General features: G+C 67.2%; 18 protein-coding genes. 10 read left to right on the forward strand and 8 right to left on the reverse strand.

Annotated elements, in window-relative coordinates; translation table 11 throughout:
* Positions 1–88: 88 nt before the first annotated feature.
* The gene (locus ABQF30_RS27955; RefSeq protein WP_448469999.1) at positions 89–481 is read right to left on the reverse strand and encodes a hypothetical protein; all 393 of its coding nucleotides are present in this window, start codon (positions 479–481) and stop codon (positions 89–91) included.
* Between the two features lie 46 nt (positions 482–527).
* On the opposite strand from ABQF30_RS27955, the gene ABQF30_RS27960 reads away from it, so the two are divergent.
* The gene (locus tag ABQF30_RS27960; RefSeq protein ID WP_448470001.1) at positions 528–983 is read left to right on the forward strand and encodes a hypothetical protein; all 456 of its coding nucleotides are present in this window, start codon (positions 528–530) and stop codon (positions 981–983) included.
* Positions 984–1,111: 128 nt separating this feature from the next.
* Here ABQF30_RS27960 and ABQF30_RS27965 read toward each other — a convergent pair whose 3' ends face one another.
* The 5 genes from ABQF30_RS27965 to ABQF30_RS27985 all read right to left on the reverse strand — a co-directional run bounded on the left by ABQF30_RS27965 (position 1,112) and on the right by ABQF30_RS27985 (position 8,365).
* Positions 1,112–3,004, reverse strand: coding sequence for an Hsp70 family protein (locus tag ABQF30_RS27965; RefSeq protein WP_448470003.1), 1,893 nt, complete (start codon positions 3,002–3,004; stop codon positions 1,112–1,114).
* 31 nt (positions 3,005–3,035) lie between these two features.
* Entirely contained in the window at positions 3,036–4,526 is a 1,491-nt protein-coding gene (locus ABQF30_RS27970) for a dynamin family protein (protein WP_448470005.1), read from the reverse strand.
* 28 nt (positions 4,527–4,554) lie between these two features.
* Complete coding sequence (iniA, locus tag ABQF30_RS27975; protein ID WP_448470007.1) at positions 4,555–6,399, reverse strand: isoniazid-induced dynamin-like GTPase IniA; 1,845 nt, start codon at positions 6,397–6,399, stop codon at positions 4,555–4,557.
* A 96-nt stretch (positions 6,400–6,495) separates the two neighbouring features.
* A complete protein-coding gene (locus ABQF30_RS27980; protein WP_448470009.1) occupies positions 6,496–7,581 on the reverse strand; it encodes an IniB N-terminal domain-containing protein in 1,086 nt (361 codons plus the stop codon).
* Positions 7,582–7,840: 259 nt separating this feature from the next.
* Entirely contained in the window at positions 7,841–8,365 is a 525-nt protein-coding gene (locus ABQF30_RS27985) for an Rv0340 family IniB-related protein (protein WP_448470011.1), read from the reverse strand.
* 191 nt (positions 8,366–8,556) lie between these two features.
* On the opposite strand from ABQF30_RS27985, the gene ABQF30_RS27990 reads away from it, so the two are divergent.
* The 5 genes from ABQF30_RS27990 to ABQF30_RS28010 all read left to right on the forward strand — a co-directional run bounded on the left by ABQF30_RS27990 (position 8,557) and on the right by ABQF30_RS28010 (position 19,214).
* Complete coding sequence (locus ABQF30_RS27990) at positions 8,557–10,350, forward strand: Hsp70 family protein (protein WP_448470013.1); 1,794 nt, start codon at positions 8,557–8,559, stop codon at positions 10,348–10,350.
* 6 nt (positions 10,351–10,356) lie between these two features.
* Positions 10,357–12,840, forward strand: a complete 2,484-nt coding sequence (gene iniR, locus ABQF30_RS27995) for an isoniazid response ATPase/transcriptional regulator IniR (protein ID WP_448470015.1) — start codon at positions 10,357–10,359, stop codon at positions 12,838–12,840.
* 148 nt (positions 12,841–12,988) lie between these two features.
* Positions 12,989–16,039, forward strand: coding sequence for a (Fe-S)-binding protein (locus ABQF30_RS28000; protein WP_448470017.1), 3,051 nt, complete (start codon positions 12,989–12,991; stop codon positions 16,037–16,039).
* Positions 16,040–16,258: 219 nt separating this feature from the next.
* Positions 16,259–17,533, forward strand: coding sequence for a pyridoxal phosphate-dependent aminotransferase (locus ABQF30_RS28005; RefSeq protein WP_448470090.1), 1,275 nt, complete (start codon positions 16,259–16,261; stop codon positions 17,531–17,533).
* 562 nt (positions 17,534–18,095) lie between these two features.
* A complete protein-coding gene (locus ABQF30_RS28010) occupies positions 18,096–19,214 on the forward strand; it encodes a hypothetical protein (RefSeq protein WP_448470019.1) in 1,119 nt (372 codons plus the stop codon).
* A 58-nt stretch (positions 19,215–19,272) separates the two neighbouring features.
* Here the strand turns inward: ABQF30_RS28010 and ABQF30_RS28015 are convergent, their stop codons facing one another.
* On the reverse strand, positions 19,273–20,133 hold the full coding sequence (locus ABQF30_RS28015) for a helix-turn-helix domain-containing protein (RefSeq protein ID WP_448470021.1): 861 nt from the start codon (positions 20,131–20,133) through the stop codon (positions 19,273–19,275).
* A 482-nt stretch (positions 20,134–20,615) separates the two neighbouring features.
* On the opposite strand from ABQF30_RS28015, the gene ABQF30_RS28020 reads away from it, so the two are divergent.
* Genes ABQF30_RS28020 through ABQF30_RS28035 form a run of 4 tightly spaced genes read left to right on the forward strand, consistent with a single transcriptional unit; the run spans position 20,616 to position 25,484 of the window.
* Positions 20,616–21,845: a YibE/F family protein gene (locus ABQF30_RS28020; RefSeq protein ID WP_448470023.1), complete on the forward strand. Its 1,230-nt coding sequence runs from the start codon at positions 20,616–20,618 to the stop codon at positions 21,843–21,845.
* 41 nt (positions 21,846–21,886) lie between these two features.
* Positions 21,887–22,405 carry a 2Fe-2S iron-sulfur cluster-binding protein gene (locus tag ABQF30_RS28025; RefSeq protein ID WP_448470025.1) on the forward strand — a complete coding sequence of 173 codons (519 nt, stop codon included), beginning with the start codon at positions 21,887–21,889 and terminating at the stop codon, positions 22,403–22,405.
* Positions 22,402–23,394, forward strand: coding sequence for an FAD binding domain-containing protein (locus ABQF30_RS28030; RefSeq protein ID WP_448470027.1), 993 nt, complete (start codon positions 22,402–22,404; stop codon positions 23,392–23,394). Before ABQF30_RS28025 ends, ABQF30_RS28030 begins: the two co-directional genes overlap by 4 nt.
* Positions 23,391–25,484, forward strand: coding sequence for a xanthine dehydrogenase family protein molybdopterin-binding subunit (locus tag ABQF30_RS28035; RefSeq protein WP_448470029.1), 2,094 nt, complete (start codon positions 23,391–23,393; stop codon positions 25,482–25,484). The genes ABQF30_RS28030 and ABQF30_RS28035 overlap by 4 nt, the downstream gene beginning before the upstream one ends.
* Here the strand turns inward: ABQF30_RS28035 and ABQF30_RS28040 are convergent.
* Complete coding sequence (locus tag ABQF30_RS28040; RefSeq protein WP_448470031.1) at positions 25,479–25,892, reverse strand: hypothetical protein; 414 nt, start codon at positions 25,890–25,892, stop codon at positions 25,479–25,481. The two genes, ABQF30_RS28035 and ABQF30_RS28040, sit on opposite strands and share 6 nt — an antisense overlap.
* Positions 25,893–25,966 lie beyond the last annotated feature (74 nt).

Genomic DNA, 25,966 nt, shown 5'->3' on the forward strand with positions numbered 1-25,966 from the left:
GGAGCCGGGCACAGGACCCGGCATTAGTATCGGAGCCCGTGACCGGTGACCGCGATGACCAAGGGCAAACACCCGAACCGCCCTGGCATCACTCGACACCGGCGGTGCTCAGCGCGAGCGTGGCCGCGCTCACCGTGATCGCCCTGGTGGTGTGGGGCCTGGTGACCCTGACAAGCAATGCGGACCAGCCGCAGCAAGCGCCCACCGAGTTCATCGATCCGACGTTTCGGTCCACCACGACGACGAGCACGACAGCCACGACGACCGGAACCATCACCAGCACCAGGCTGCCGATCACCACCGACATCGACCCGCCCACCGATGTTTCCGGCACGACGTCCGGGACCTCGCCATCGGAGACGTCGCCATCTACCACCCCGGAGTCGTCGACCCCGACGGTGCCGCCGCGCACCCGCACGGAAACTGAAGAGGGCGAATCCCCGACCAGTCGAAGCCGGCCGCGCACAAACGTGACACGCACGCTGTATCCGGGGTCCGTCAACTGACGACGCCTAACATCGGTCTGCGTGTCGAACAACTACTCCGACGACGAGCCGACTCAGTATTCACCGAGCTACGGCGACTACGGCGCACAGCCGACTGAACCGCTCGAACCCGAACCCGAACCCTGGTATCGCAAACCCGCCGCACTGGTCGGCTTGGGTGCCCTCGGCGCGGTGATCGCCGCCCTGGTCATCTACGCGCTGGTGCAGCTGTTCTCCTCGGACACGCCCTCCACCACTACGACGACAACGACGTCGACCACCCCGACCACCACCACGTCGGCCGTCGTGCCAGTGGCTCCGCCGCCTACGGAGACCGTCACCGAGACCGTCCCTCAGACGACGACGTCGGTCGCCCCGACCACCACCACGACGACCCCGCCGCCAACTACGACTACGACGACCGAGCCGACCACCACGGTCACGACGACCACCGTCACCGAAACGACGACAGCACCGCCCGAAGAGGGTGGCGCCTGACAAGGATGGTCACACCGAACGGAGGTGTTCTCCGAGACGCATCTACGCCGAGGATTCGTGCTTGATAGTGACCGCAACCCGCGGCGTAGTGACGATGTTCCTACGTGTTGACGTGCTCTAACTGGCGCTCACGGTGATGGCGGAGTAGACGTCGCCGTTGGCTCAGGTGCGGGCTCAGGCGCTTGCGTGGCCTCAGGTTCGGGAGGGGGCTCCGGTGCGGGCTCGGGTTCTTGCGTCGGCTCCGGCTTCGGTTCCGGGGCCACAGTCGGCTCCGGTTCCGGGGCCACAGTGGGCTCCGGCTCCGGCTCGGGCACTTGCGTTGGTTCCGGTTCGGGCGCTTGCGTGGGCTCGGGTTCCGGCACCGGCGTCGGAGTAGGTGTAGGTGACGGCGCAGGCACCGTTGACGTCGGCGGCACAAAAGTCGGGATCGGCAACTGCGGCAGCTGCGGCATCGGCAACTGCGGCACAGGTAGCTGTGGCAACGGCGCAGGCCGCCATGCGGGCGGCGGGGCGACAGGCCGCGGAGCAGCAGGCCGGGGAGCCGGCCGGGGCGCGGCAGGCGCCGGACGTGGCACTACCCGTGGGGCCGGTGCGGCTTGTCCGCTCTGGACCAACCGCGGAGCGGCCGCGGCGCGGGGCGCGGTCTGTGCGGCGGGCGCCGAGCCGGAAGGATCCCGCACAACCACGGTCCGTGTCGGCGGGCCGGGCACAGACTGCGCAAGTGGCGACTCGGCGGGCACGGTCTGCGGCGTCAACGCTGCAGTCGACGACGCTTCCAGCCTGTCGGCACGCGCGGACAGGACCAGGCCGACGGTTCCGACCACGGCGAGGAACACCGCGGCGTACAGCACCACACCGCCGCGGCGGTACCACGGCGAACCCGGTTCTGCGGCGACGTCGGGTTCGACGTCGGAGAACACGAACTCGGGACGGGCCGAATCCGCCGACACGGATTCCGGGATGAATTCGGAGACCTCGGCGACGTTGTCGACCGCCGACCACGCCAGCGCGGCCGGCGCCGCCACAGTCGCGGTGCCGGCCTCCAGCGAGGGCGCCACCACGGCCTGCCGGGTCGCAGTCTCGTCCTCGCCGCGGCGCGCCAGGAGCCCTGCCCCGACGGCTGCGATCACCTGAGCTTGCGGAACGGTCGTCACCGGCATTCGGAGAGCTTCTGAAAGTCGTTGGGTGACAACGGGTATCCGCGCTCCGCCACCCACGGTGACCAATGCAGACAACGCGGCCGGATGAATGCCGTTGCGGCGCAACAGGTCCAGCAAGGCATCGATCACACCGGCCAGCGGTTCGGCGACCACGGCCTCCAGCTCGGCGCGGGTCAGCCTGATCGTGCTACCCGGCACCGGGCCGATCAGACCCGCGGCGCTCTGATGGCTCAGCTGTTCCTTGGCGGTTCGGCATTGCTCGCGCAGGCGCGTCAGCGCGGCGACTGCAGCGGTGCCCGACGGCTCCGCGTCCAATGCGGCCAGGACGTGACGCAGCACCTCCTGGTCGATCAGATCACCGGAGAAATCGTGGTATCGCACGGTCTGGCCGATGGTCGCAAACCCCGCTTCGGCGTCGGCCAGGGTGAGGCTGGTACCGGATGCTCCGAAGTCGCACAATGCGACCACTCCCCGGGCCGGCAGACCCGGGTGTGCCTGGATCGCCGTCAGTGCCGCCACGGAGTCGGCGACCACGCGCACCCCCGGCAGTGCTGCCCGCGCCGCGGCGTACGCCGCGGGCCGCCAATGCGCCGGCACCGCAAGCACAGACACGTCCGGGCGTCGGACCGGGCTCACCGCGCGAGTCATCGCCTCGACGGCATCGGCCAACAGATGCTCACCGCGGTGTGCCGAACCATCGGCCGCGACGATCGGCACGGGATCACCGACACGGTCGACGAAGTCGCTGATCTCCAAGCCCGGCCCGGCAACGCTGACAACGGACGGCCAGACGATCGGCCCCTGGTCGGTGACCGCTACAAGATTGGTCGCCCCAACCGACAACCCCAGGCAATCACGCATACCTTCTATGTCGCCGGGGCGGCCCGATTCGTTAATGGCGGGTCGAATATTCGGCGACCAGCGCCTCGGCGCTGCGCACCGCCGCCCGGCAGGCGCGGGTGGTGAACGGATCGTTGAGCGGATGCTCGGCGCGCCGTCGCCAGCGTTGCGCCGCGGCGAAGGCGGCCCGCGGCCCGTCGTATGGCGTGTCGGGCTGCAGCCCGAGCCTGCTGGCGGCGTCGGTGCCCGAGCCGCCGATGATGCGGCGCAGCGAGGCCATCTCGTCGTCGGTGAGCGTCGTCGGCCGGGACCGCAGCTGACTCAGCAACCGCAGTTCTTCGAACGCGTGAGTATCGGCCAGCAGCGGGTCGATGTCGGCGAGGATGTACGGCGTGGCGTAGATGGGGTTGTGCTGCACGAACTGTCGCAGCGACAGCAGCGCCGTGTGTGCCTTCAAAAGCTCGGACCGTTGCGCGAACTGCTGGTCGATGACGTCACGCAGGGCGATCAGGCCGCTGCGTTCCAGCAGTTCGTCGGCCAGCGCGACGGAGTCGGACACCCCGGCGCGCAGCACCGCGATCGAGATCCTGATGCCGAACATGCCGAACCGGTCCAGCAGCGCTGCCCGCGTCGCGGCGTCCACGGGAAACGAGCTGTCCTCGCGCACAAAGCGGTCTACCGACAGCATCGCCTTGGCCAGCTCGCCCGCGTCGGACCCGGCCAGTTTTTCCAACGCGACAAACTCGCTCTGCCGCAGCGTGCGGGCGGTCAGCGCGAGTAGCCCGGAAACCGGCACGACGGCTTGGCAGATTCCGGTCTTGTCCATCTCCGCGGTGAACCGCTTGGCGACGTCGGAGGCCGACATCATCGCGTCGATACGGCCCGCGCCGATCTCGTCGGCCCGCGACGCCACCCCGATGACGCCGAGCGCACCCGACGAGCCGCCGACCAGTTCACCGATCTGCTTGAGCAGCGCGATGTCAGCGGCATTGAGCGTGCGCAGCAGAAACACCACGGCGTCGACGCGGGGCACGCCGTCCTCGGGTACCAACAGCCGGTGCGTGCGTTCGGACACATCCCGCGACAGCGACGAGGTGCCCGGGGTGTCGATGATCGTGGTGTCGATCAGCTCGGCAGCCGGCCACTCCACGTCGAGGTCGACCACATCGACCGGGTCCAGTCCGGCGAAGCTGAACGTCAGCCCCCGGTCGTGGGGGTCGCGGGCGATCGGCACGTTGGAGCGTCTGCCGCCGCGGTGATTGGCCGTCACCTTCGGCGTGGGGCCGTGTCGGAACCAGGTGACGATGCGGGTCGCCTCGGTGGCGTCGGTGGGTGCGATGTCCTCGCCGACAAGAGCATTGACCAAGGTGGATTTGCCGGCCTTCAACGTCCCGGCCAGAGCGATGCGGATCGGTTGGTTGAGCCGGCGCCCGATGCGGTCCAGCTCGTTGTGCACGTCAGGACGGTTCCGGTAGGCCGGGTCGCCTCGATACGCCTGGATGGTGCCACCCAGAATCGCGCGCACCTGATCGCCCGTGCTCACGCTGTGGAACCCAACCTTTCAACGGCGATTAACCCTTCGAGCTTAATTGGGGCTCGTTCGCCAGCTTCTGGGCGTGGTCGACGACCTGCTTGAGGATGTTGCGCTGCCGCTCCAATTCCTTGACGCGGGTGTTGCGTTCGTTCTCCTCAACCTTCGCCGCGGCCAGCGTGGCCTGCAGCGACTCGTTGAGCGAGCGGGTGGTCTGGTTGGCGATCTCGCGGTAGTGGTCGCGAAGTTGACGTTGGATGCCCTTGAGCCGGTCGCGGGATTCCTTGCCGACGACGAACGCGACATCGTCGACGAACTTGCGCATGTTGGTCTTCGCCTCGTTGCGCACCCGCAGCATGCGGTTCTCCATGTCCTCCTTGTAGGCCTTGCGGCCCAGCACCAGGCCGGCGCCCAGGGACAGCGGGTTGAACATGCCCAGCCCGGCGAACGAGGTGAGCATGCCGAACATCAGCACGCCACCGTAGGACCCGCGCATCCCGGTGACCACCTTGTGGCCCGCCTTGATCGGCTTGGCCTCCAACTTGGCCAGAGACTTGAACTCGCCGAACCCCGCACCCATATCGCGGGCGTCGATCTGCGGCATCTGCACTGCATCCAGACCCGCCTCGGTGAAGGTCCTGGCCACCTCGGCGGCCAGCGCTTCGGCCCGCTGATAGGCCCACACGAAGTTGTCCCCGACCGCGGTGGCCACCGCCTCCTCCAGCTCGGCGCCGATCTCGGCCCAGTGCAGGGTCGGATCGGTGGTGTCGATGACCTTCTCGGTATGGGCGGTGATGTTCCGGAACCGGTGTCGCAGATCGTGGTCGACGTCCGCGGTCAGGTCGGCGATACCGTCGCTGAGCACCTGCTGCCACAGGGCCGTCTGCTGCAGCGCGTCCTGGGCTTCCTGCTTGCGACGCTCCAGGTCCGCGGTGAGGCGCTCGCGGGCACCGGGATCGTTGAACGACGACAATTCGGACTCCACCGCGAGCAGCAGATGCTCTGCGGCCGAATGGACTTCGGCGACCACGTGATCGCGGATGCGGTCGTTCTCCCGGGACAACACCCGCTCGGAGAGGAACTTCACGATCGCCGGGAAGTTCGATTCCTCGTTGAGTTCCTTGTCGTTGAGCTGGATGGCATGGCTGCGCAGTGCCGAAGAAACTGGCGTCACTGGGGTCGATATGCCCGCCCGCTGCAGGTGCGCGGTATTCGCGTCGACGATCTGGCGCCAGTGCGGGTAGAGGTCGGTCTTGGTCGCGACAATCGTTGCCAGCGGACAGATTTCGAGCGCCTGCCGGATGAACGTCATCTCCGGCTCGGTGAACTCCTGGCTGGTGTCGCTGACCATCAGCATGGCGTCCGCGTCGGGCAGCAGGCCCAGTGTCGCCGACAAGTGTGGCTGGCCGTGTCCGCCCACGCCGGGGGTGTCGACGAACGCCAACCCGCCCTTGAGCAACGGGCTGGGGGCGGTCACTTCGATCCGCAGCACCTCGCGCCCGCCGGCTTGCGGGGCGCGGCGCAGGTCTTTGGTGACGTCGGACGGGGGGATCTCGATCAACTCGGGTTCGGCACCGTCGGGCCGGGCCACCACGAGCCGCGCGGACGCCTGCTCGCCGTAGGACACCACGGTCGCCAGCACAGTGCTCTCGTCGTCCCCGACCCGGGCGACGGGGATGTTCAGCAGCGAGTTGAGCAGATGACTCTTACCCTGCTTGAGCTGGCCGGCGATGACCACACGGATCTGCGGGTCGTTGATCCGGTCCTTTGCCGCCCGCAGCCGCTCGACCAGATCGTGGCGGTCGTTCGCAGCGGCGATCTTGCCGGCATGGTCGATGAGCTCGACGATCACCTTGACCCTTCGCGGGTCATTCGCCTGCGTCATGGATGTTCCCTCCTGCCGGCCTCAACGGTAAGCGCGCGAACTGGCGGGGACCACCTCGGATGGTCCCCGCCAGCTGCGTTATTCGGTTGTGTCGGATCAGAACGGGTCGAACGCGGTGTTGTTGTCGGACGCGATCTCGGTGTTGGTGTTCGTCTCGTTACCCGAGGCGAACGCCGTCTCGTTGCCCGACGCGAACGCCGTCTCGTTATCGGAGGCGATGTCGTTGCCCGACGCGATCGCGGTCTCGTTGCCCGACCCGATGTTCGACTCGTAGCTCGAGGAGTTGTCCTCGACGGTCGTGGTCGTTTCGGTCTCGACAGCGGTGTTCACCGAGTTGTCCTGGGTGTTGTCGCTGCCCCAGTCCCCGCCGACCTCGGTCTGGTTTCCACCGACCAGGTTGGTGTCGTTGTCATCGATGATGATCGAGCCGGCGTTGCCGCCGTCGCCACCGACCGCGGTACCGCTGCCGATGCCGATCAGGCTGTCACCGCCGCTGGCACCGCCACCGTGGCCGCCGCTCATGTCGACGTCACTGATGACCGGACCCTCGTTGTCGGAGATCAGATCGCCACCGGCGGTCTGCGAGTTGTCCTCGACCTCGTTGTCCTTGCCGACGACGACGTTGGAGCCGGAGCCGGCCAGGATGTCGCCGTTGTTCATGGTGTTGCCGTCACCGAGCACGGCGCCGTCGCCGCTGACGATGTCGCCGTCGTTGTCGCCGTCGACCACCACGCCGCCGTTGGTTGCGGTGTTGGTGCTCTTGTCGCCCAGGGTGATGTCACCGAAGCCGAGGTTGAACGCACCCTGCTGGGCGTTCGCACCGGCGTCCTGGTTGGGGCTCATGATCGGCACGTCGTTGTTGCTGGCGAAGTCGGTGTCGTTGTGGCTGGCCACATCCGGGGCGAACTGCGTCTGCGGCGAGAACGGCGAGGCGATCGGAGCCGAGAACTGTGCCGGGATGTTGTGGTGGTCGGCGACTGCGCGCTGCAGGCCCACCACCGGGTTGCCACCACCGAGCAGCACGCCGGCCGGGGCCGCGGTGGCCGCGACGGCGTGCAGCTGGGCCGCGGTCACGTTCGGCAGGCCGGCGTCACGCAGGCTGCCGTCCGGGTCGGCGATGAACGATGCCGCCGAGGCCGGGCTGCGGAACAGGTCGAGGATGAAGTCGATCAGAGAGGTCATTTCTCCAACCTTTCGGATGTTGCTGGGAAAACCTTTGGAGTTCCCCGCCGGGCCTTCCGGCGATCTGGAGACCACGTTATGGACTCGCCAGCCCCCCGGAAACGGGGCCCGATCCCCTCCTCGCCTCAGGGCGGTCCGGGGTGTGTGGCGGCACCCCGTTAGGGGATTAGGGGGTTTGTAGGGGATTGGCGTTTGCGCAGGTGAAAACAACAAAGCGCACGACCGGATGGCCGTGCGCTTTGTGTTGGTGCGTGTCGGGTCAGTCGAAGATGTCGAATCCGGCCGCGTCGGGGTGGGATGTCTCGTCGACGACGGGCTGCGCCCAATCGTCTGCGATCACCGGATCCTCGATCGGGACCTCGCCGATGACCGGTTCGCTGATCTGCAGAGACGCCTCGTCGAACGCGCCGTCGGTGAGCCCGGCGTCGGCCAGGGCCTCGAGTCCCGAGGACACCGCCTCCTGTGGCTGCTCGATGATCTGTCCGATCGATTCCTGGCCGACATCGGCCGGAATGTGGTCGCCGAACGCATCGAACGCGGCCGTCGCGGCACCGCTCGCCCAGACATTGCCGCCCGGCTCGGCGCCGAACGCATCGAGCCCGCCGGTGGGCGCCGACATCGACAACGATTCCGATACCACCGGAATCAGGTTGTTGACATCGGCACTGGTCACATCGGTCAGGTCGGCAGCGGCGATAGCCTGAGCCGGATCGGCCGCGTAGCGGGCAGCGGCCTCCGGATCACGCACCAGCGACATGACAAAGTCGAGCAACGTATTTGCCATGACTTACCTCCTTGTTGAATCGATGCTATCCAGCGGCGGCCCCGCTGGGATCGGTGCCGAACCCACCCCTCACGCAGAGGCATTAGGGGACTCGGCGTTAGGGGATTTAAGCCACTAGGGGAACAATCCCGGGCCGTGGGGGGACCAGCCGCTATGGTGAGGGACGGCCCAGACAACAGGAGTGACGCCTGATGACCGACTCACTGGGGTTGTCGATCGGGATGACCAACCTGGTGGCAGCCCGCGAAGGCCGCACACCGGTGATTCGCCGATCGATCCTCACCCTGTCCCACGACCGCGCCCCCGAAGTCGGCGAGCGTAGCGGCGATGGCTTGGCGCTGACCGGCTTCGTCGAGCGAGTGGGCGATCCGGTGCCCATCGTGGCGGCCGACGGATCCCAGCATCGCGGCGAGTTGGTGCTGGCCGAGGCGCTCGATGTGATGGCCCGGGCGGCCGGCGGCGGCGCGCCCGTCGTGATCGCGGTGCCCGCCCACTGGGGCGCTGGCACCGTCGGCGCGCTGCGCGCAGCATTGCGCGGCAAGCCTGCCTTGGCGCCCGACGGCGTCCCCGCGGCACTGGTCCCCGATTTCCTGACGGCACTGGAAGCGTTGCGCGTCAATCCCGGTCTGCCCGCAGAAGGTGTCGTGGTGCTGTGCGACTTCGGCGGCAGCGGCACCAGCGTGACGCTGGCAGATGCGGGCGCCGGTTTCGGCGTCATCGGCCAGACCGTGCGCTACCCGGATTTCTCGGGCGATCAGATCGACCAGGCCCTGCTCAACCATGTGCTGAGCGGCATCGCGTCGGCCAATGATGCCGACCCGGCAGGTACCGCCGCGGTCGGATCATTGGCCCGCCTGCGCGGCGAATGCCGTCAGGCCAAGGAACGGTTGTCCGCCGAAACGGCTGCAGTGGTGTCCGCTGAACTGCCCGGGTTCACCTCCGATGTCCGGGTGACCCGCCCCGAGCTGGAACAACTCATCTCCGACCCGCTCGCAGGATTTCTCGCTGGCGTCGAAGACACCTTGCAGCGCAACAACATTGCCCTGTCGAGCGTGGCCGCGGTGGCGACCGTCGGGGGCGGTGCCGCGATCCCGCTGGTAACCCAGCGCCTCTCCGAGCGGTTGCGGGCGCCCGTGGTGACCACCCCGCAGCCCCAGCTCGATGTGGCGACCGGGGCGGTGCTGCTCGGCGATCACGTCGCCGAGGCGGGTGCGCCGACCGGTATGGCTCCCGGAGTGGCTGCCGCCGATGTCCCGACCGGGTTGGCTCCGGCCGCGTGGGGGGCAGGAGCAGCCGGCGCGGCTGCAGCGGCGGCCGCCGCGGCAGGTGCAACCGCAGCGCAATCGGCCGCCGACAGCCCCGACTCGGCGACCTTCCGTGCGTTGGCCTGGTCGCAGGACGACGCGCCCCCCAACGAACCGGTGCCATACACCGGTGCCGACTACGGCTACGAGACGGAGCCGGGTGCCGTGGGCGCCCGCCCGCCCGTCGAGTTCAGCCACGAAGAGGAGATGTACGACGCCGAACCGCCGCCGCTCCCCTGGTACAAGCGCCCGCCGATCCTGTTCGGTGCGGCCGCGGCTGCGGCGCTGCTCGCGGCAGGCGGGCTTGCCGTGACGCTGACGAGCGGCACCGGGGATTCGTCCCCGGTGACCGAGACCAGCACCACCTACTCCATGGAACCCTCTCCGGCAGGCCCACCACCTGAGCCGGTGACCACCGTGACCGTCGGACCTGACGGCCAGCAGACCACCACCGTCGTGGCTCCGCCGCCACCACCGCCGAGCACGACCACGACGGCACCCACCACGACCACCACCAGCCCCACCACCACGACAACAACGACGACGACCACCTCACCCACGACCACCACCACGCGGACAACGACACCGACGACGACAGAGCCGACGACGACGCAGCCGCCGACCACCACAGAGCCGGTCGTCACGACCACGGTCGAGGTCCCCGACGACGGCGCTGCCTAGCCCGAGATGTCCAACCCGAGTCTCACGGATCTGCCGCCGGCCGCCCGTGAGGCCGTCGGCCAGGTGCTCGCCGCGCCGGCCCTGCCGGCGAAGCTGTTGGTGTCCGGCGGAATCGGCACGGGGAAGAGCAGTGTGCTGGCCACGGTCCGTGCCGCGCTGCGCAACGATGGCCGCACCGTGCTCACCCGGCCCCCACGGTCCGGGGAAAACTCGGACGCTGCGGTTGTCGTCGACGACGCACAGTTGCTCGACGACGCTGAAATTGCCTGTCTCACAGAACAAATCGCTGATCCGACGTCGACCGTGGTGGTCGCGACCGAACCGCTCGCGCATCGACCGGCGCTCCGTGCACTGATAACCGCGCTGGAGCGGGAGAACCCGGTGGCGGCGCTGGGCGCCTTGCCGGCCGCCGAGGTCAATCGCATCGTCACGGCGGCGCTCGGCGCACCCCCGCCGCCGGAAACCGTCCGGTCGATCCTGACGGCGACCGCGGGTCTGCCCTTCCTGGTACAGGCGGCGGCCTCCTCGGAAGCGCCCGAGGAGGCGGCGCGGTTCGCGTTGATCGAGCGGTTGCGCCGCGTCGACGAACGGACCCGTGACGCGCTGCTGATCACGTCGCTGAGCGTGGATTTGGGCCCCGACGACGTCGCCGCGGCCCTGCGTCTGACTGGCCCCGACGCGTTGGCCCTCGTCGACTCCGCGCGCGCCGGAGGACTGGTCGAGCCTTCGCACGATCCGCGATTTCTGCGGTTGGTGCACGAGTGCATCGCTCAGATCGCCGGGACCGCGCGCCATCACGAGATCGAGACCGCACTGCTCAGCTCGCAGCTCGAATTGTCCACGCTGCCAGCCGAACTCGCGCTGCGGATGGCCGAACACGGATTGCGTGACGATCGGCTGGCCGACGCGCTCACCGAACATGCCGCACAAGCACACGGCCAGCCGGCACGGGCGGCGCGGCTGTACCGGGCCGCGGCGCAGGCGGGCGCCGCGGCGGTGAGCACTCGGCTCGCCGACGTGCTGGCGCTGGCCGGTGACTGCACCATGGCCGGGCAGATGGCCGATGAACTGCTCAGCTCCGACGACGAGGCCGAACGCGCCGCCGCCGTGCGGATCGCGGCGAGTGTCGCGATGCATGACGGCAGCGCGGCGCAGGCGGCCGATCTGTTCCGATGGCTCGGCCCGTATCCGGACGCCGCGGTCAGTTCAGCCGGCGCCACCGTCTTGCTCGCCTCGGGCGACGCGGCTTCGGCCCGCTCGACGATCAGCGCCGAGCTTGCCGGCCCACCGACGTCGACGGCGCGCGCTGCCCGCAACCTCGCCGACGGATTGCTGATGTCCCTCGACCAACCGTTCGCCGTCACGGTCGCACGACTGGGCCAGGCCGTCACCACCGAACACCAGGCCGCCGGCGTCGCCCCCGACACCGCTGCGGCGCTCGTGACGCTCGCCGCGTTGCACGGCGGCGATCCGGTGCGGGCGCGCAGCGTAATCGGCAGGGCGGTACGCGCCGGCGACGAGAACGGGCCCGGTTCGGCGGCGTTCACCGCGCACCGGCACCGGCTGTTGCTGGGTTGGGTGAAGATGCAGGACGGGCAGTTGGCCGCGGCCGGCGCCGACGTGTCAGCCGCCGATGACAGCGCCGCGCTGCACCGGCGGGACGCGTTGTGGGCAGCAGCCCTGCGCACCGCGATCGCCCGTCGCAGCGGAGACAGCGGCGCTGTCCAGAAATACTGGTATGCGGCCATGGAGGTGCTCGCCGAGTACTCGATCGACTTGTTCTCGCTACTTCCGCTGGGTGAGCTGTGGGTGGCCGGCGCGAGAATGCGGCAGGTCGACCGGCTGGAACACGCCCTGGCCGAGGCCTTTGCACTGCTCGAGGGATTGGGAAAGCCGGTGCTGTGGTCGGTGCCGCTGCACTGGGCGGGGGTGCACGCAGGCATTCTGACCAATTCCCCCGGCGCGGTGGCCCCGCACGGCCAGGCATTGACGGCCGCCGCCGAACAGAGTGCGTTCGCCCGGGCACTGGCCAACGCCGGGCGGATCTGGTTGCGGGTGCTGGCCAATCACGTCGACACCGATGAGGTCACCGCGGCCGCCCGCGGACTGGCCCAGTTCGGCCTGACCTGGGACGGGACCCGGTTGGCAAGTCAGGCCGCACTGCAGACCCCCGACGGCCGGGTATCCCAGGCGATGCTGCAACTGGCCCGCGACCTCAAGCAGAGCAGCGCAGTCGACGAGGCGGCGCCGGAGGCGACGAGTCCGGTCACCACCCGGCAATCCGGCGCCGCTCCGGCCCGGCTGTCCGACCGGGAGCGGGAAGTCGCCGAGTTGCTGCTGCTCGGCATGCCCTACCGAGATATAGGTAGTCAGTTGTTCATCTCGGCCAAGACCGTCGAACATCATGTGGCCCGGATCCGCCGGCGACTCGGCGCGGAATCCCGCTCGGAGATGCTGTCGATGCTGCGAGCCATGCTGGGGCAGGGGTGAGACGTGTACCACAGCAACCCCGAGGTTAGGTAAGCCTCGGTAGCGGCAAGAAACACAGAAATGTCACTATGAGCTGAACGAAGCTATGTTACCGACGGGTAACCATGCTGAAGTTACCGTCGGGTAACTCGCGAATGGAGGCGTTTCTGTGGAGAGTCTCGAACACACCCTGTTTCTGTCGCGGCTGACGCTCGGTGTGCTCGCCACGCTCATCGTGCTGGTGTTCGCCGCCAAGCGCATGCTGTGGTTGACCAAGCTGATCAGCTCGGGACAGACGGTCGGCGACGAGCGCGGCCGCAAGGACCACCTCGTCCAGCGTTTCCTGAACCAGAACAAGGAAGTCTTCGCCCAGTCGAAGCTCCTCAAGTGGTCGATCCCCGGTATCGCGCACTTCTTCACCATGTGGGGCTTCTTCGTCCTCGCCACGGTGTACCTCGAGGCCTACGGTGTGCTGTTCAACCCCGAGTTCCACATTCCGCTCGTCGGCCGGTGGCCGGTGCTGGGCTTTCTGCAGGACTTCTTCGCGGCAGCAGTGCTGGCGGGCATCATCATCTTCGCGATCATCCGCATCCGTAAGAACCCCGAGCAGCTCGGCCGCGAATCCCGGTTCTACGGCTCACACAACGGTGGCGCCTGGACGATCCTGTTCATGATCTTCCTGGTCATCGCGACCTACGCGGTGTTCCGTGGTGCGGCTGTCAACGTGCTGGGCGAGGACTTCCCGTACCAGTCCGGCGCGTTCTTCTCCGACGGCATGGCCGCGCTGCTGGCTCCGCTGGGTCACACCGCCAATGTGTGGCTGGAGACCATCGCGCTGCTGGCCCACCTGGGCGTCATGCTGGCCTTCCTGCTGATCGTGCTGCACTCCAAGCACCTGCACATCGGCTTGGCCCCGATCAACGTCACCTTCAAGCGTCTGCCCGACGGCCTCGGCCCGCTGCTGCCGATGGAGTACAAGGGCGAGAAGATCGACTTCGAGGATCCCGCAGAGGACGCGGTGTTCGGTAAGGGCCGCATCGAGGACTTCACCTGGAAGGGCAACCTCGACATGGCGACCTGCACCGAGTGCGGTCGGTGCCAGTCGCAGTGCCCGGCCTGGAACACCGGCAAACCGCTGTCGCCCAAGCTGCTGATCATGAACCTGCGCGACCACTTGTTCGCCAAGGCTCCCTACATCATCGAAGGCAAGCCGATGCCCGAGGAGGGCTCGGTCGACTTCTCCAAGCTGGACCACAGCGACCACGGGCACGGTGTGCCCGAAGACGGCTTCGAACGCATCACCGGCTCCGGCCCTGACCAGGCACTGCGTCCGCTGGTCGGCACCGAGGAGCAGGGCGGTGTCATCGATCCCGACGTGCTGTGGTCCTGCACGAACTGCGGCGCATGCGTCGAGCAGTGCCCGGTGGACATCGAGCACATCGATCACATCGTCGATATGCGCCGCTACCAGGTGATGGTCGAGTCCGAGTTCCCCGGGGAGCTCGGCGTGCTGTTCAAGAATCTGGAAACCAAGGGCAACCCCTGGGGCCAGAACGCCAAGGACCGCACCAACTGGATCGACGAGGTCGACTTCGACGTCCCGGTCTACGGCCAGGACGTGGAATCCTTCGACGGCTTCGAGTACCTGTTCTGGGTCGGTTGCGCCGGCGCCTACGAGGATCGGGCCAAGAAGACCACCAAGGCCGTCGCCGAACTGCTCGCCTCTGCGGACGTGAAGTTCCTGGTGCTGGGCACCGGTGAGACCTGTACTGGTGACTCGGCTCGCCGATCCGGCAACGAGTTCCTGTTCCAGCAGCTTGCCGCGCAGAACGTCGAGACCATGAACGAGCTGTTCGAGGGTGTCGAGACAGTCGACCGCAAGATCGTGGTGACCTGCCCGCACTGCTTCAACACGATCGGTCGCGAGTACCCACAGCTCGGTGCCAACTACACCGTGGTGCACCACACCCAACTGCTCAACCGCCTGGTTCGCGACAAGAAGCTCGTGCCGGTCAAATCCGTCGGCGAGCAGAACGGCGCCCCGGTCACCTACCACGACCCGTGCTTCCTGGGCCGGCACAACAAGGTCTACGAGGCGCCGCGTGAGCTGGTCGAGGCCTCCGGTGTGACGCTGAAGGAAATGCCCCGCCACGCCGACCGCGGCCTGTGCTGTGGTGCCGGCGGCGCGCGGATGTGGATGGAAGAGCACATCGGCAAGCGCGTCAACGTGGAACGCACCGAAGAGGCCATGGACACCGCCTCGACCATCGCGACCGGCTGCCCGTTCTGCCGCGTGATGATCACCGACGGTGTCGACGACGTCGCCGCGGCGCGCAATGTGGAGAAGGCCGAGGTGCTCGACGTGGCACAGCTGCTGCTCGGGTCGCTGGACAAGAGCGCCATCACGTTGCCCGAAAAGGGCACTGCGGCAAAGGCATCCGAGGAGCGTGCCGCCGTGCGCGCCGAGGCCGAGGCGAAGGCCGAAGCCGCTGCGCCCGCAGTCGAGGAAGCCGCGCCGGCCGAGGCTCCGGCAGAAGAGACGACCGCAGAAGCCAAGCCCGTCACCGGCCTGGGGATGGGCGGCGCCGCGAAGCGTCCGGGTGCCAAGAAGACAGCCGCGCCGGCTGCGTCCGCCGCACCCGCGGCGGCTCCGGCCCCCGTCAAGGGTCTTGGCATGGCAGGCGCTGCGAAGCGTCCCGGCGCCAAGAAAGCCGCCCCAGCCGCATCCGCTGCGCCTGAAGCACCCGCTGCCCCCGCGGCACCGGTCAAGGGTCTCGGCCTGGCCGGCGGCGCCAAGCGTCCGGGTGCCAAGAAGGCCGCCCCCGCTGCGTCCGCTCCCGCAACGGACTCCCCGACCGCAGAGGCACCTCCCGCACCGGCCGCACCGGTGAAGGGTCTGGGCCTGGCTTCCGGCGCCAAGCGTCCGGGTGCCAAGAAGGCCGCCCCCGCTGCGTCCGCTCCCGCAACGGACTCCCCGGCCGCAGAAGCACCTCCCGCACCGGCCGAACCCGCCAAGCCCGAGCCTCCGGTCGTCGGCCTGGGCATCGCCACCGGCGCACGTCGCCCAGGTGCGAAGAAGGCCGCCCCGTCGGCGCCTGCGGCCGAGCCCACGCCGGAACCGGCCGCCGAGAAGCCTGCGGAGGCTGCGCCGGCCGAGCCCGAACCCCCGGTCGTGGGCCTGGGCATCAAGCCCGGGGCAAAGCGCCCCGGCAAACGCTGACAAACACCCTTGTCCAGTGGCCGCTCGGCGTTTCGGCGGTCGGCAACGGTGATGTCATGGACCAGCCCCTGTGGCGAACGTGTCGGTTATTTCGGTTTTTTCGCCCCGTGATCACCAAAACCTGCACGCTCGGCACAGTGCCCACCGGAGCGTCCCGACTGTGGCGATCGAGACCCCTGCAATCGGCAAATTCCAAATTCAGTGGACGGTGATGAGACCATTGTGGGCGTGACTACCCATCAGTTGCCGTGGCAGGGCACCGGGCACCACCCGAAGCCGCGCACGTTCACCCAGTCCACGAAGCTGCAGGACGTCCTGTACGAGATCCGCGGGCCGGTACACGAGCACGCCTCACGGCTGGAGGCCGAAGGTCACCGCATCCTCAAACTGAACATCGGCAATCCCGCCCCGTTCGGCTTCGAGGCTCCCGACGTGATCATGCGCGACATGATCCAGGCGCTGCCGAACGCGCAGGGCTATTCCGATTCCAAGGGCATCCCCAGCGCGCGGCGCGCGGTGTTCACCCGCTACGAGCTGGTGGACGGTTTCCCCAAGTTCGATGTCGACGACGTCTATCTCGGCAACGGCGTCTCCGAACTGATCACCATGACCCTGCAGGCCCTTCTGGACAACGGCGACCAGGTGCTCATCCCGGCGCCGGACTACCCGCTGTGGACGGCGTCGACGTCACTGGCCGGCGGCACCCCGGTGCATTACCTGTGCGACGAGACCCAAGGCTGGAATCCCGACGTCGCCGACCTGGAATCCAAGATCACCGAACGCACCAAGGCGATCGTGGTGATCAACCCGAACAACCCCACGGGCGCGGTGTACAGCCGCGAAACCCTGGAGCAGATCGCTGAACTGGCGCGCAAGCATCAGCTGATGCTGCTGGCCGACGAGATCTACGACAAGATCCTCTACGACGACGCCAAGCACATCGCGATGGCATCCGTGGCGCCCGACGTGCTGACGTTGACGTTCAATGGGCTTTCCAAGGCCTACCGCGTGGCCGGGTACCGGTCCGGCTGGCTGGTCATCACCGGACCGAAAGAACACGCGAGCAGCTTCATCGAGGGCATCAGCCTGCTGGCCAACATGCGGTTGTGCCCGAATGTGCCTGCGCAGCATGCCATTCAGGTGGCACTCGGCGGCCATCAGAGCATCGACGATCTGGTGCTGCCGGGCGGCCGGTTACTTGAACAGCGAGATGTGGCGTGGGAGAAGCTCAATGAGATCCCCGGGGTGTCGTGTGTGAAACCCTCCGGTGCGCTCTACGCGTTCCCCCGCCTCGATCCCGAGGTGCACGAGATCGAGGACGACGAACAGCTGGTTCTCGACCTGCTATTGCAGGAGAAGATCCTGTTGACGCAGGGCACCGGATTCAATTGGCCCACACCGGATCACCTCAGGATCGTCACCCTGCCCTGGTCACGTGACCTGTCCAGCGCGATCGAGCGGCTGGGCAATTTCCTGGCCAGCTACCGGCAGTAGAGTCGCGCTGACCGGGTCGGCGGTGGACCTGGCGTTGAGGTCGAACCGCGTTCACTTTTTGAAACATGTTTCAATAATTGTCGTGTGTGGTTGCGTGGCCGACCAGCTAACCGAAAAATAGCTAATTCGGCACGCCATAACGTAACTACGGTTGCCTAGCTACCATTCATACAATTAGATTGCCGTGTCTCACCCCGGCTTTTAGAACGTGTTACACAGTTTGCGTTTTCCTCGGTCTCGTCGGAGATAGGGTTCGACACCGCAGGTCACCAAGACCGGCATCGTTGATCAGAGGAGACAAAACTTGCGTACTGCCCTGCGGCCCTACGCGACAGCCGGTGCAGCCGTGGCCACCGCCGGCGCCATCGCGTTCAGCCTCGTAAGCCCGCCCCCGGCGCTGCCGGACACAATGGTTCCGGCGGTCTACTCAACCGCCGCCGTCGAATTGACCGCTCTAGCCGAGTCATTCGTCAACCCCATCACGCGATGGGTAGAGGTGCTCGAAACAACGAACACCAGCCTGTCAGTGCTTGTCGACATGGCAGCAACCAACCCGGCGCCGGTGCTGCGGCAGATCATCGCCAATCAAAACGCGTACGCGAGCATGATCGGCACCTCACTGACGACAACCGCCACCGGACTCGCCCAGTGGTTAACGTCGGAACAAGGGACCGGCATTGGGTCCACTCTGCCTGCGTCGCTTCCGGTGATCATCGAAAGCCTCTCGCAAGGTGACGTGATAGGAGCTCAGACTCAGATCTCAAGCGCCCTCAGTGGGCTGGCGACCACCCTGTTCACAATGCTCGACCTCCTTGCCGTGCCTTACCAGATATCGGCGAACGTGACTGCCGCCTTGGAGACGATTGTCAAGACGTCGATGTTCGATACCGGGCTCGTGGGACGGACTGGCTTTGGTCTTTTGGCCACGGTACAAATGGGGATCCAACAGCTGGCCATTTCCGGGCAAGCGCTCGTTGACGCCGGCGAAGCCGGCGACCCACTCGCTGCGCTCAGCACGATTGTGAACGCCCCCGCCGATCTCACCGATGCGGTCGTCAATGGATATGTCAACCGGTTCGGCAGAAGGGTCGGGGGCATTCTGACATTCACCCCTGCCACCTCCAGCGGGTGGAGCCTTGGCAGCGCTCTGTTGGTACACATTCCTCAGGCAATTGCGGCGGCGATAACCCCACCCGCCGCTCCCAGCGCGGTTGCCGACATCGTGTCGTTGCCATCCCCGGCCGCCAAGACAGTTGCACTGGAGGTCGGTTCGCCCAGCGAGGAACTCGACGTCTCACCAGTGAGTACGGCCACCGAAACTGGCACGGATGAGGAAGCCCCAGATACGGCCACGGCGGAGGCCACCCTCACCGCCGCTCCCCCTGCCCGCGATGGCCAAACCAACGGTACTGCTACCCCACTGGTGCGTAAGAGTCCGATCGCGATACCGGGCAAGACCGGAATCAGCGTCGCGGACGCGGACCGGGCGAAACCGCTCAAGGGCATCGGTGACGGAATCAAGGGCGCTGTCAAGAAGATCGGCGCCGACATCAGGAACGCTGCCGAAGGCCTGGGTGCAAAGCGCAGCACGTCCGCCGGTTCCGAGACAAGCAGTCCCGCCGGTTCGCAGGCAAGCGACTCGGACGGTTCGGGCGACTCGCAGAGCGACAGCAGCCAGTAACCATCCGCCGCGACAATCGGGCCCCACCGGCTTCGGTGGGGTCCGCTTGCCAAGCGCCTCAGCGGTTTTGGCGATACCCGCTCGGAGAAACCCCGACCCGGCGGCGAAATGCCGTCGCGAAGTGGTTGGGTGTCGTAAAGCCGACCGCTGCACTGATTTCGGTGATGGTTTGCGGTGTCGTCATCAGCATCGACTTGGCTCGGTCGATACGCAGGTCCAGCAGGTACTGGTGAGGAGTGGTGTGGAACGCGGCGGCAAAAGCCTTGATGAATCTGCCGACTGACATGTCTGCGAGATCGGCCAACGTCTGCAGTGTGATCTCCGATTCCAGGCCGTCCTCGAGATACTCGACAAGAGCCGACCGGGTGGCGGCATCCAAGGCATCGCGTCGCGATTTGCGCCGGCCTCTGGCTACTACGCACGTGTCGACGATGTGCAGTCGAAGCGTCTCCGCCAGAGAGTCTTTGAGCAGCCGAGCCAGCCCAACGTCACGGCCGTCGAGCTTGGCCAATCGCTCAGTCAGCTGATAGGTCAACGGATCACGCTTCTTGACACGCGGCATCAGAGCCTCGTCGCCGACTGCCTGCACGGGAATGGCGATCTCGCAGAATCCCGTTGGCTCACTGCCCTGGACCAGCGAGGCACATCCCTGCGTGGCGGGCACCACCCAGATGTCGCCTATCCGAGGCGGCCCGCTGTCCTGCGGCCCCCAATCCTGGACCGTCTCCATCGAGTGCGGACTTCCCTTGCGGTGCACATAAATGAGGTGCCGCGAGTCGTCGAAACAGCACCAGTCGGTCGGTTCATTGATCTGCTCGGTCACGAACCGCAGACGTAAGCCACGCGCCACCACGTCCTGCTGTGCCAGGACGATTCGCGGTGTCTGCGTCCGCTCGCCGTTCCACACGTCCAGTGACACAGCCCGGGACACTACCGCCCCGGCGTTGACCCCGTGGACAATTTGCCAGTCTGCGTAAACGGCGCGGCCGAATCGCAGCTAGCTAGCTGTCGTCGCTGTCAGACTTCGGCATGGTTTTGGTCACCTCGGCCTTGGGCGCCTCCAGCGCGGGTGTCTCCGGAGGATCAAGAGTCGTGATCGCGGTCGCTACGGCCTGGGTGCTCCTGATGTACCGATGCGACTAAGACGGGCCGCGCGAAGACCGCCCACACTCTGCTCACCAGGGAGAGCCCTTCATCGTGGTGCGGAGTTGCCACGCGGCGAGTTGGCGGCGACGCGTGCTGACGGCAGGACGCTATTGAGAAACGATCTCCACAGCATTCACTTTTGCAACGCGTTCCAATATATGACGGAGCAGGGGCCGAACTACCCGGAGTCTCATCAGGCTGTTAGCGCACTACTCGATTCACTGGTGCACTACCCGATTCGCCTACCCTGACCGGGTGTCGCATTCGCATTCCCACTCGCATTCGCTGAGCGGCCCGGCTCCGCTGGGCCCGCTGGCCGCCAAGATCGTGGTCGGCCTGCTGGTCGCCATCGGCGTCGCCGTGATCGCGGGTGCGGCCCTGCTGTGGCCGAGCCAGCAGAAGGTGGACATCCCGCTGCCGTTCCAGAACGCCGCGGGTGGCGCGGTGACCACGGAAGCCGGCCACGTGTTGTCGAGCAGCCTGGCCAATTGTGGGAGCCCGTCGACGGGAGGTGTGCTGACGGCAGACCCGATCGAGGCGCCCGGGGACGGCGGACAGTGCGTGCAGAACCTTGTGGCCATCGATTCGGGGCCCAACAAAGGCGCCAACACCTTGCTGGAGTTCAGCGGCGGGCCCGGCCAGCCGAATCTGCTCGCGGGTGACAGTGTTCGGCTGAGCCGAACCGTCGACTCCGCCGGTTCCACCAGCTACGCATTCTTCGACTACGAGCGCACGTGGCCGCTGATCGGGCTGGCGGTGGTGTTCGCGTTGGTGATCGTGGCGGTCGCCCGCTGGCGCGGGCTGCGCGCACTGGTCGGCATCGTGGTGGCGTTCGGAGTGCTCATGGTGTTCCTGCTGCCCGCGTTGCGGGACGGCGCCTCAGCCGTTCCGGTGGCGCTGGTGGCCTCGGCGGCGATCCTGTACGCGGTGATCTACCTGGCCCACGGTGTCAGCTTGCGCACCAGCGCCGCCCTGCTCGGCACGCTCACCTCGCTGGTGTTGGCGGCGATATTGTCCTGGGCGGCAATCGAAGTGGCACACCTCACCGGGTTGTCCGAAGACCAGAACAACGAGGTCGCGGCGTATCTGGGCAATGTGTCGATCACCGGGCTGCTGCTGGCCGGGTTCATCATCGGCTCACTCGGTGTGCTCAACGACGTCACGATCACGCAGGCCTCGGCGGTGTTCGAGCTCGCCGAGCACGGCGGCACCCGGCGGTCGGTGTTCGCCGGCGCGATGCGGGTCGGCCGTGACCACATCGCGAGCACCGTCTACACCCTGGTGCTGGCCTACGCCGGCAGTGCCCTGCCGCTCCTGCTGTTGTTCAGTGTGGCCAACCGGTCGCTGGGTGACGTGCTGACCGGTGAGAGCGTGGCCATCGAGATCGCCCGGTCCGCGGTGGGCGGCATTGCCCTGGCCTTGTCGGTGCCGTTGACGACGGCTATCGCCGCGATCCTGGCGACACCCCACGCCGCTAGGCGCTGATACCCGCGTTTGGCTCTCGGGCCCGCGGGTACCCGGCGATCGTGAGCCAGCCCCACGTCACTGAAGTGACCTTTGAGGTCGACGGAGCCGAGCGCCGCCTGACCGTCGACAACCGCGTGACACTGCTGGATGCGCTGCGTGAACGCCTGGGGGTGACGGCCCCTAAGAAGGGCTGCGACCACGGCCAGTGCGGGTCGTGCACCGTCCTGGTCGACGGCCGTCGCGTCGTCTCCTGCCTGGCGTTCGCCGTCGCGGCCGACGGCGCGCACATCACCACCGCAGCCGGCCTGGGCCACGGCGAGGATCTGCACCCCGTGGCGCAGGCGTTCTACGACGAGGACGCCTTCCAGTGCGGCTATTGCACGCCCGGCCAGATCTGCTCGGCCGTGGGCATGCTGGACGAGGCCAAGGCCGGCGCGCCGAGCTATGTCACCGATGACCTGGAGGTCAGTCCGGTGCTCACCGATGACGAGATTCGAGAACGGATGAGCGGCAACCTCTGCCGATGTGCGGCCTACCCGAACATCGTCACCGCGATCGAACGGGCGGCCACCCGGTGAAACCGTTCGAATACCACCTGGCCACCAGCCCCGCCGACGCGGTCGCCACCCTGGCCGAGCACCCGCAGGCCGCCTATCTCGCCGGCGGCACGAACCTCGTCGACCACATGAAACTGGGTGTGGCCGAACCGGACCTGCTCGTCGACGTCAGCCGCCTCGACCTGGCGGAGACCGTCCTCATCGACGACGGCGTACGCATCGGCGCCAACGTCCGCAACAGCGACCTGGCCGCCGACCCGGTGATCCGCTCCCACTATCCGATGCTCGCGCGCGCCTTGCTGTCCGGCGCATCGGGACAGTTGCGCAACGCGGCGACCACCGCGGGGAATCTGTTGCAACGCACCAGATGTGTGTACTTTCAGGACGTCACCACCCCGTGCAACAAACGGGTTCCCGGCAGTGGCTGCTCCGCGCTCGGCGGGTATGTCCGCTATCACGCGATCCTGGGCGCCTCACCGGACTGCATCGCGGTGCACCCGTCGGACATGGCGGTGGCGATGTCCGCCCTGGACGCGCAGGTGGTGGTGCAGGGCACCGATGGCGAACGACGAATCTCGATCGACGATTTTCATCGATTGCCCGGCGACGAACCGCATCGGGACACGGTGCTTCAGCACGGAGAACTCATCACCGCCGTCGAGTTGCCCGTGCCGCCGCTCGACGCGGTATCGGACTACCGCAAAGTGCGCGACCGCGCGTCATACGCGTTCGCGCTGGTGTCGGTGGCAGCTGAGCTGACGTTCACGCAGACATTCCAAATCGGCTCGGCCCGAATCGCTTTCGGTGGCGTGGCACACAAACCGTGGCGGGCGCGGCGGGCCGAACAGATCCTGACCGGCGATCAGCCGTCCGACGAGGTCTTCGCCGCCGCGGCCGATGCCGAACTCGCCCACGCCGAACCGCTGCCGGGCAACGAGTTCAAGGTCGAGCTCGCCCGGCGCACACTGATCGCCCAACTGCGCATGCTGACGGCAAGGAGGCGACCATGACGATGCTTGAGCCGCACGTCATCGGCAACCCGGTCGCCCGAAAAGACGGCCGCGCCAAGGTCACCGGCACCGCACCCTATGCCTTCGAGCATCAGGTCGATCAGCCGACATACCTGCATCCGATCCAGGCCACGATCGCACGGGGCCGCGTATTGACGATGGACACCACGGCGGCCCGCGAGCTCGACGGTGTGCTCGACGTGCTGACCGTGTTCGACGCGCCTGAACTGGCCGACACCTCCGACGGCGAACTGGCGATTCTGCAGGACAGCCGGGTGCATTTCCGTGGCCAACTGATCGGCGGAGTGGTCGCCGAATCCGCCGAGACCGCAAGGGATGCAGCGGCTCTTGTCGAGACCGAGTACCTCGAAGAGCCGCACGACGTGGAACTGAGCGCTGACCACCCCGGTCTGTACACGCCTGAGTCGGTCAATCCGTCGTTCCCACCGGACAGCGACGACGGCGATGTCGAGGCGGCGCTTGCCGCCGCCGAGGTGAGCGTCGACCAGACCTACACAACCCCGATCGAGCACAACAATCCGATGGAACCGCATGCGTGCATCGCACAGTGGGCCACGCGCGACAGCTCAGTGACGTTGTACGACTCCACTCAGGGCGTGCACGTGGTGCGCAAGACGCTGGCGCCCCTCTTCGGCCTGGAACCCGAACAGCTGCGGGTGGTCGCCCCGCATGTGGGTGGCGGGTTCGGCTCCAAGGGGGCGCCGCACGCCCATGACGTGCTGGCCCTGATGGCCGCGCAGCGCAGCGGCGGACGGCCGGTGAAACTCGCGCTCACCCGCCAGCAGATGTTCGCCCTGGTCGGTTACCGCACCCCGACGATCCAGCGGCTGCGGTTGGGTGCCGACCGCGACGGCCGGCTCACCGCGATCGTGCACGACGTCGTCGAACAAACGTCGGCGGTAAAGGAATTCGCGGAGCAGACCGCTGTCACCAGCCGCAAGATGTACGCCTCGGCGAATCGGCGCACATCCCACAGGCTGGCCGCACTCGACGTGCCCATCCCGTTCTGGATGCGGGCACCGGGTGAGTGCCCCGGGACGTTCGCGGCCGAAGTCGCGATGGACGAACTGGCGGTGGCCTGCAACGTCGATCCCATCGAGTTGCGCATCCGCAATGAACCCGATGTGGACCCGGAGTCCGGCAAACCGTGGTCGGGGCGCCACCTCGTCGAGTGTCTCAAGGTCGGCGCGGAGCGCTTCGGTTGGGCGCCACGCGATCCGCAGCCCACCCCACGCGGCACCGGAGAGTGGTTGACCGGCACCGGCGTTGCCGCGGCCACCTATCCCGGCATGGCGATGCCGGGCAACTCGGCCCGCGTCAGCTACGCCGCTGAAGGGCGCTACACGGTGCAGATCGGTGCGGCCGATATCGGCACCGGAACGTGGACGACGTTGACGCAGATCGCGGCCGACGCGTTGGGATGCGACCTCGGAGCGGTGGACCTGCAGATCGGGGACACCGACCTGCCGCCCGCCTCGGTGGCGGGTGGATCGTCGGGCATCACGTCGTGGGGTTCGGCAATCGTTGCCGCGGCCAGGCAGTTTCGGCGCGACCACGGTGACCGGCCTGCAGTCGGTGCGACGACGGCTGCGGAGGCGCCGGAGAATCCCGACGCCGACAAGTTCACCGTGCAGTCCTTCGGTGCGCATTTCGTCGAGGCGCACGTCAACCGCGACACCGCGGAGATCCGTATCCCGCGGATGCTGGGGGTGTTCTCGGTGGGTCGGGCCATCAATGCGCGGACCCTGCGCTCACAGTTGATCGGCGGAATGACCATGGGGTTGTCCATGGCGTTGCACGAGGAAAGCGTCCGGGATCCGCGCTTCGGGCACGTCGTCACACAGGACCTCGCGACGTACCACATCAGCGCGCACGCCGACGTGGCCGACATCGACGCGATGTGGCTCGACGAGGTCGACGAGCACTTCAACCCGATGGGATCGCGCGGTGCCGGTGAGATCGGGATCGTCGGCGCGGCCGCGGCAGTGGTCAACGCCGTCTACCACGCCACCGGGGTCCGGGTGCGGGAGCTGCCCGTGACCCTCGACAAGGTGCTCCCCGGATTATGACGCTTTAGGCACTCCGTGCCGATCTTCCCGCGCATGTCGGCGCTCCTGGGTGACGAGCTCCATCGCGTGGCGGCGATCCAAGTCAACACGCTCCCTGGCGTGCCGCACGTTCAGCCAGGCGATCTCGGACGCTTGGCGGATTGCCATGCCCAGGTGCTGGCCGGCGTGCCACCCGGACACGGCTACCCGTCGCGCCGACGCCGCGTCGGTTGCCCGTTCATGATCGGTGATGTGCCTCTCGGCCAGGCGCGCATGCGCTTCTCGGTGTCGCGCATAGAGACTCTCGTGCGCGGCCAGATGCCTGTCGTACAGCGCCGCGTGCTCGTCGACATGACGGTGTTCGACAGTCGCGTGTTCCGCGACGTGTCCCAAACCGACTTCCGGTTTCTCCATTCTCTCGTTCGCCATGATGGCCATTCCTTCTCAGAGTTCTCGAACTACTCCATGCTCCCGACGCTACTCCGCACTCACCGTGGACATGG

Source organism: Mycolicibacterium sp. XJ870, assembly GCF_053483975.1.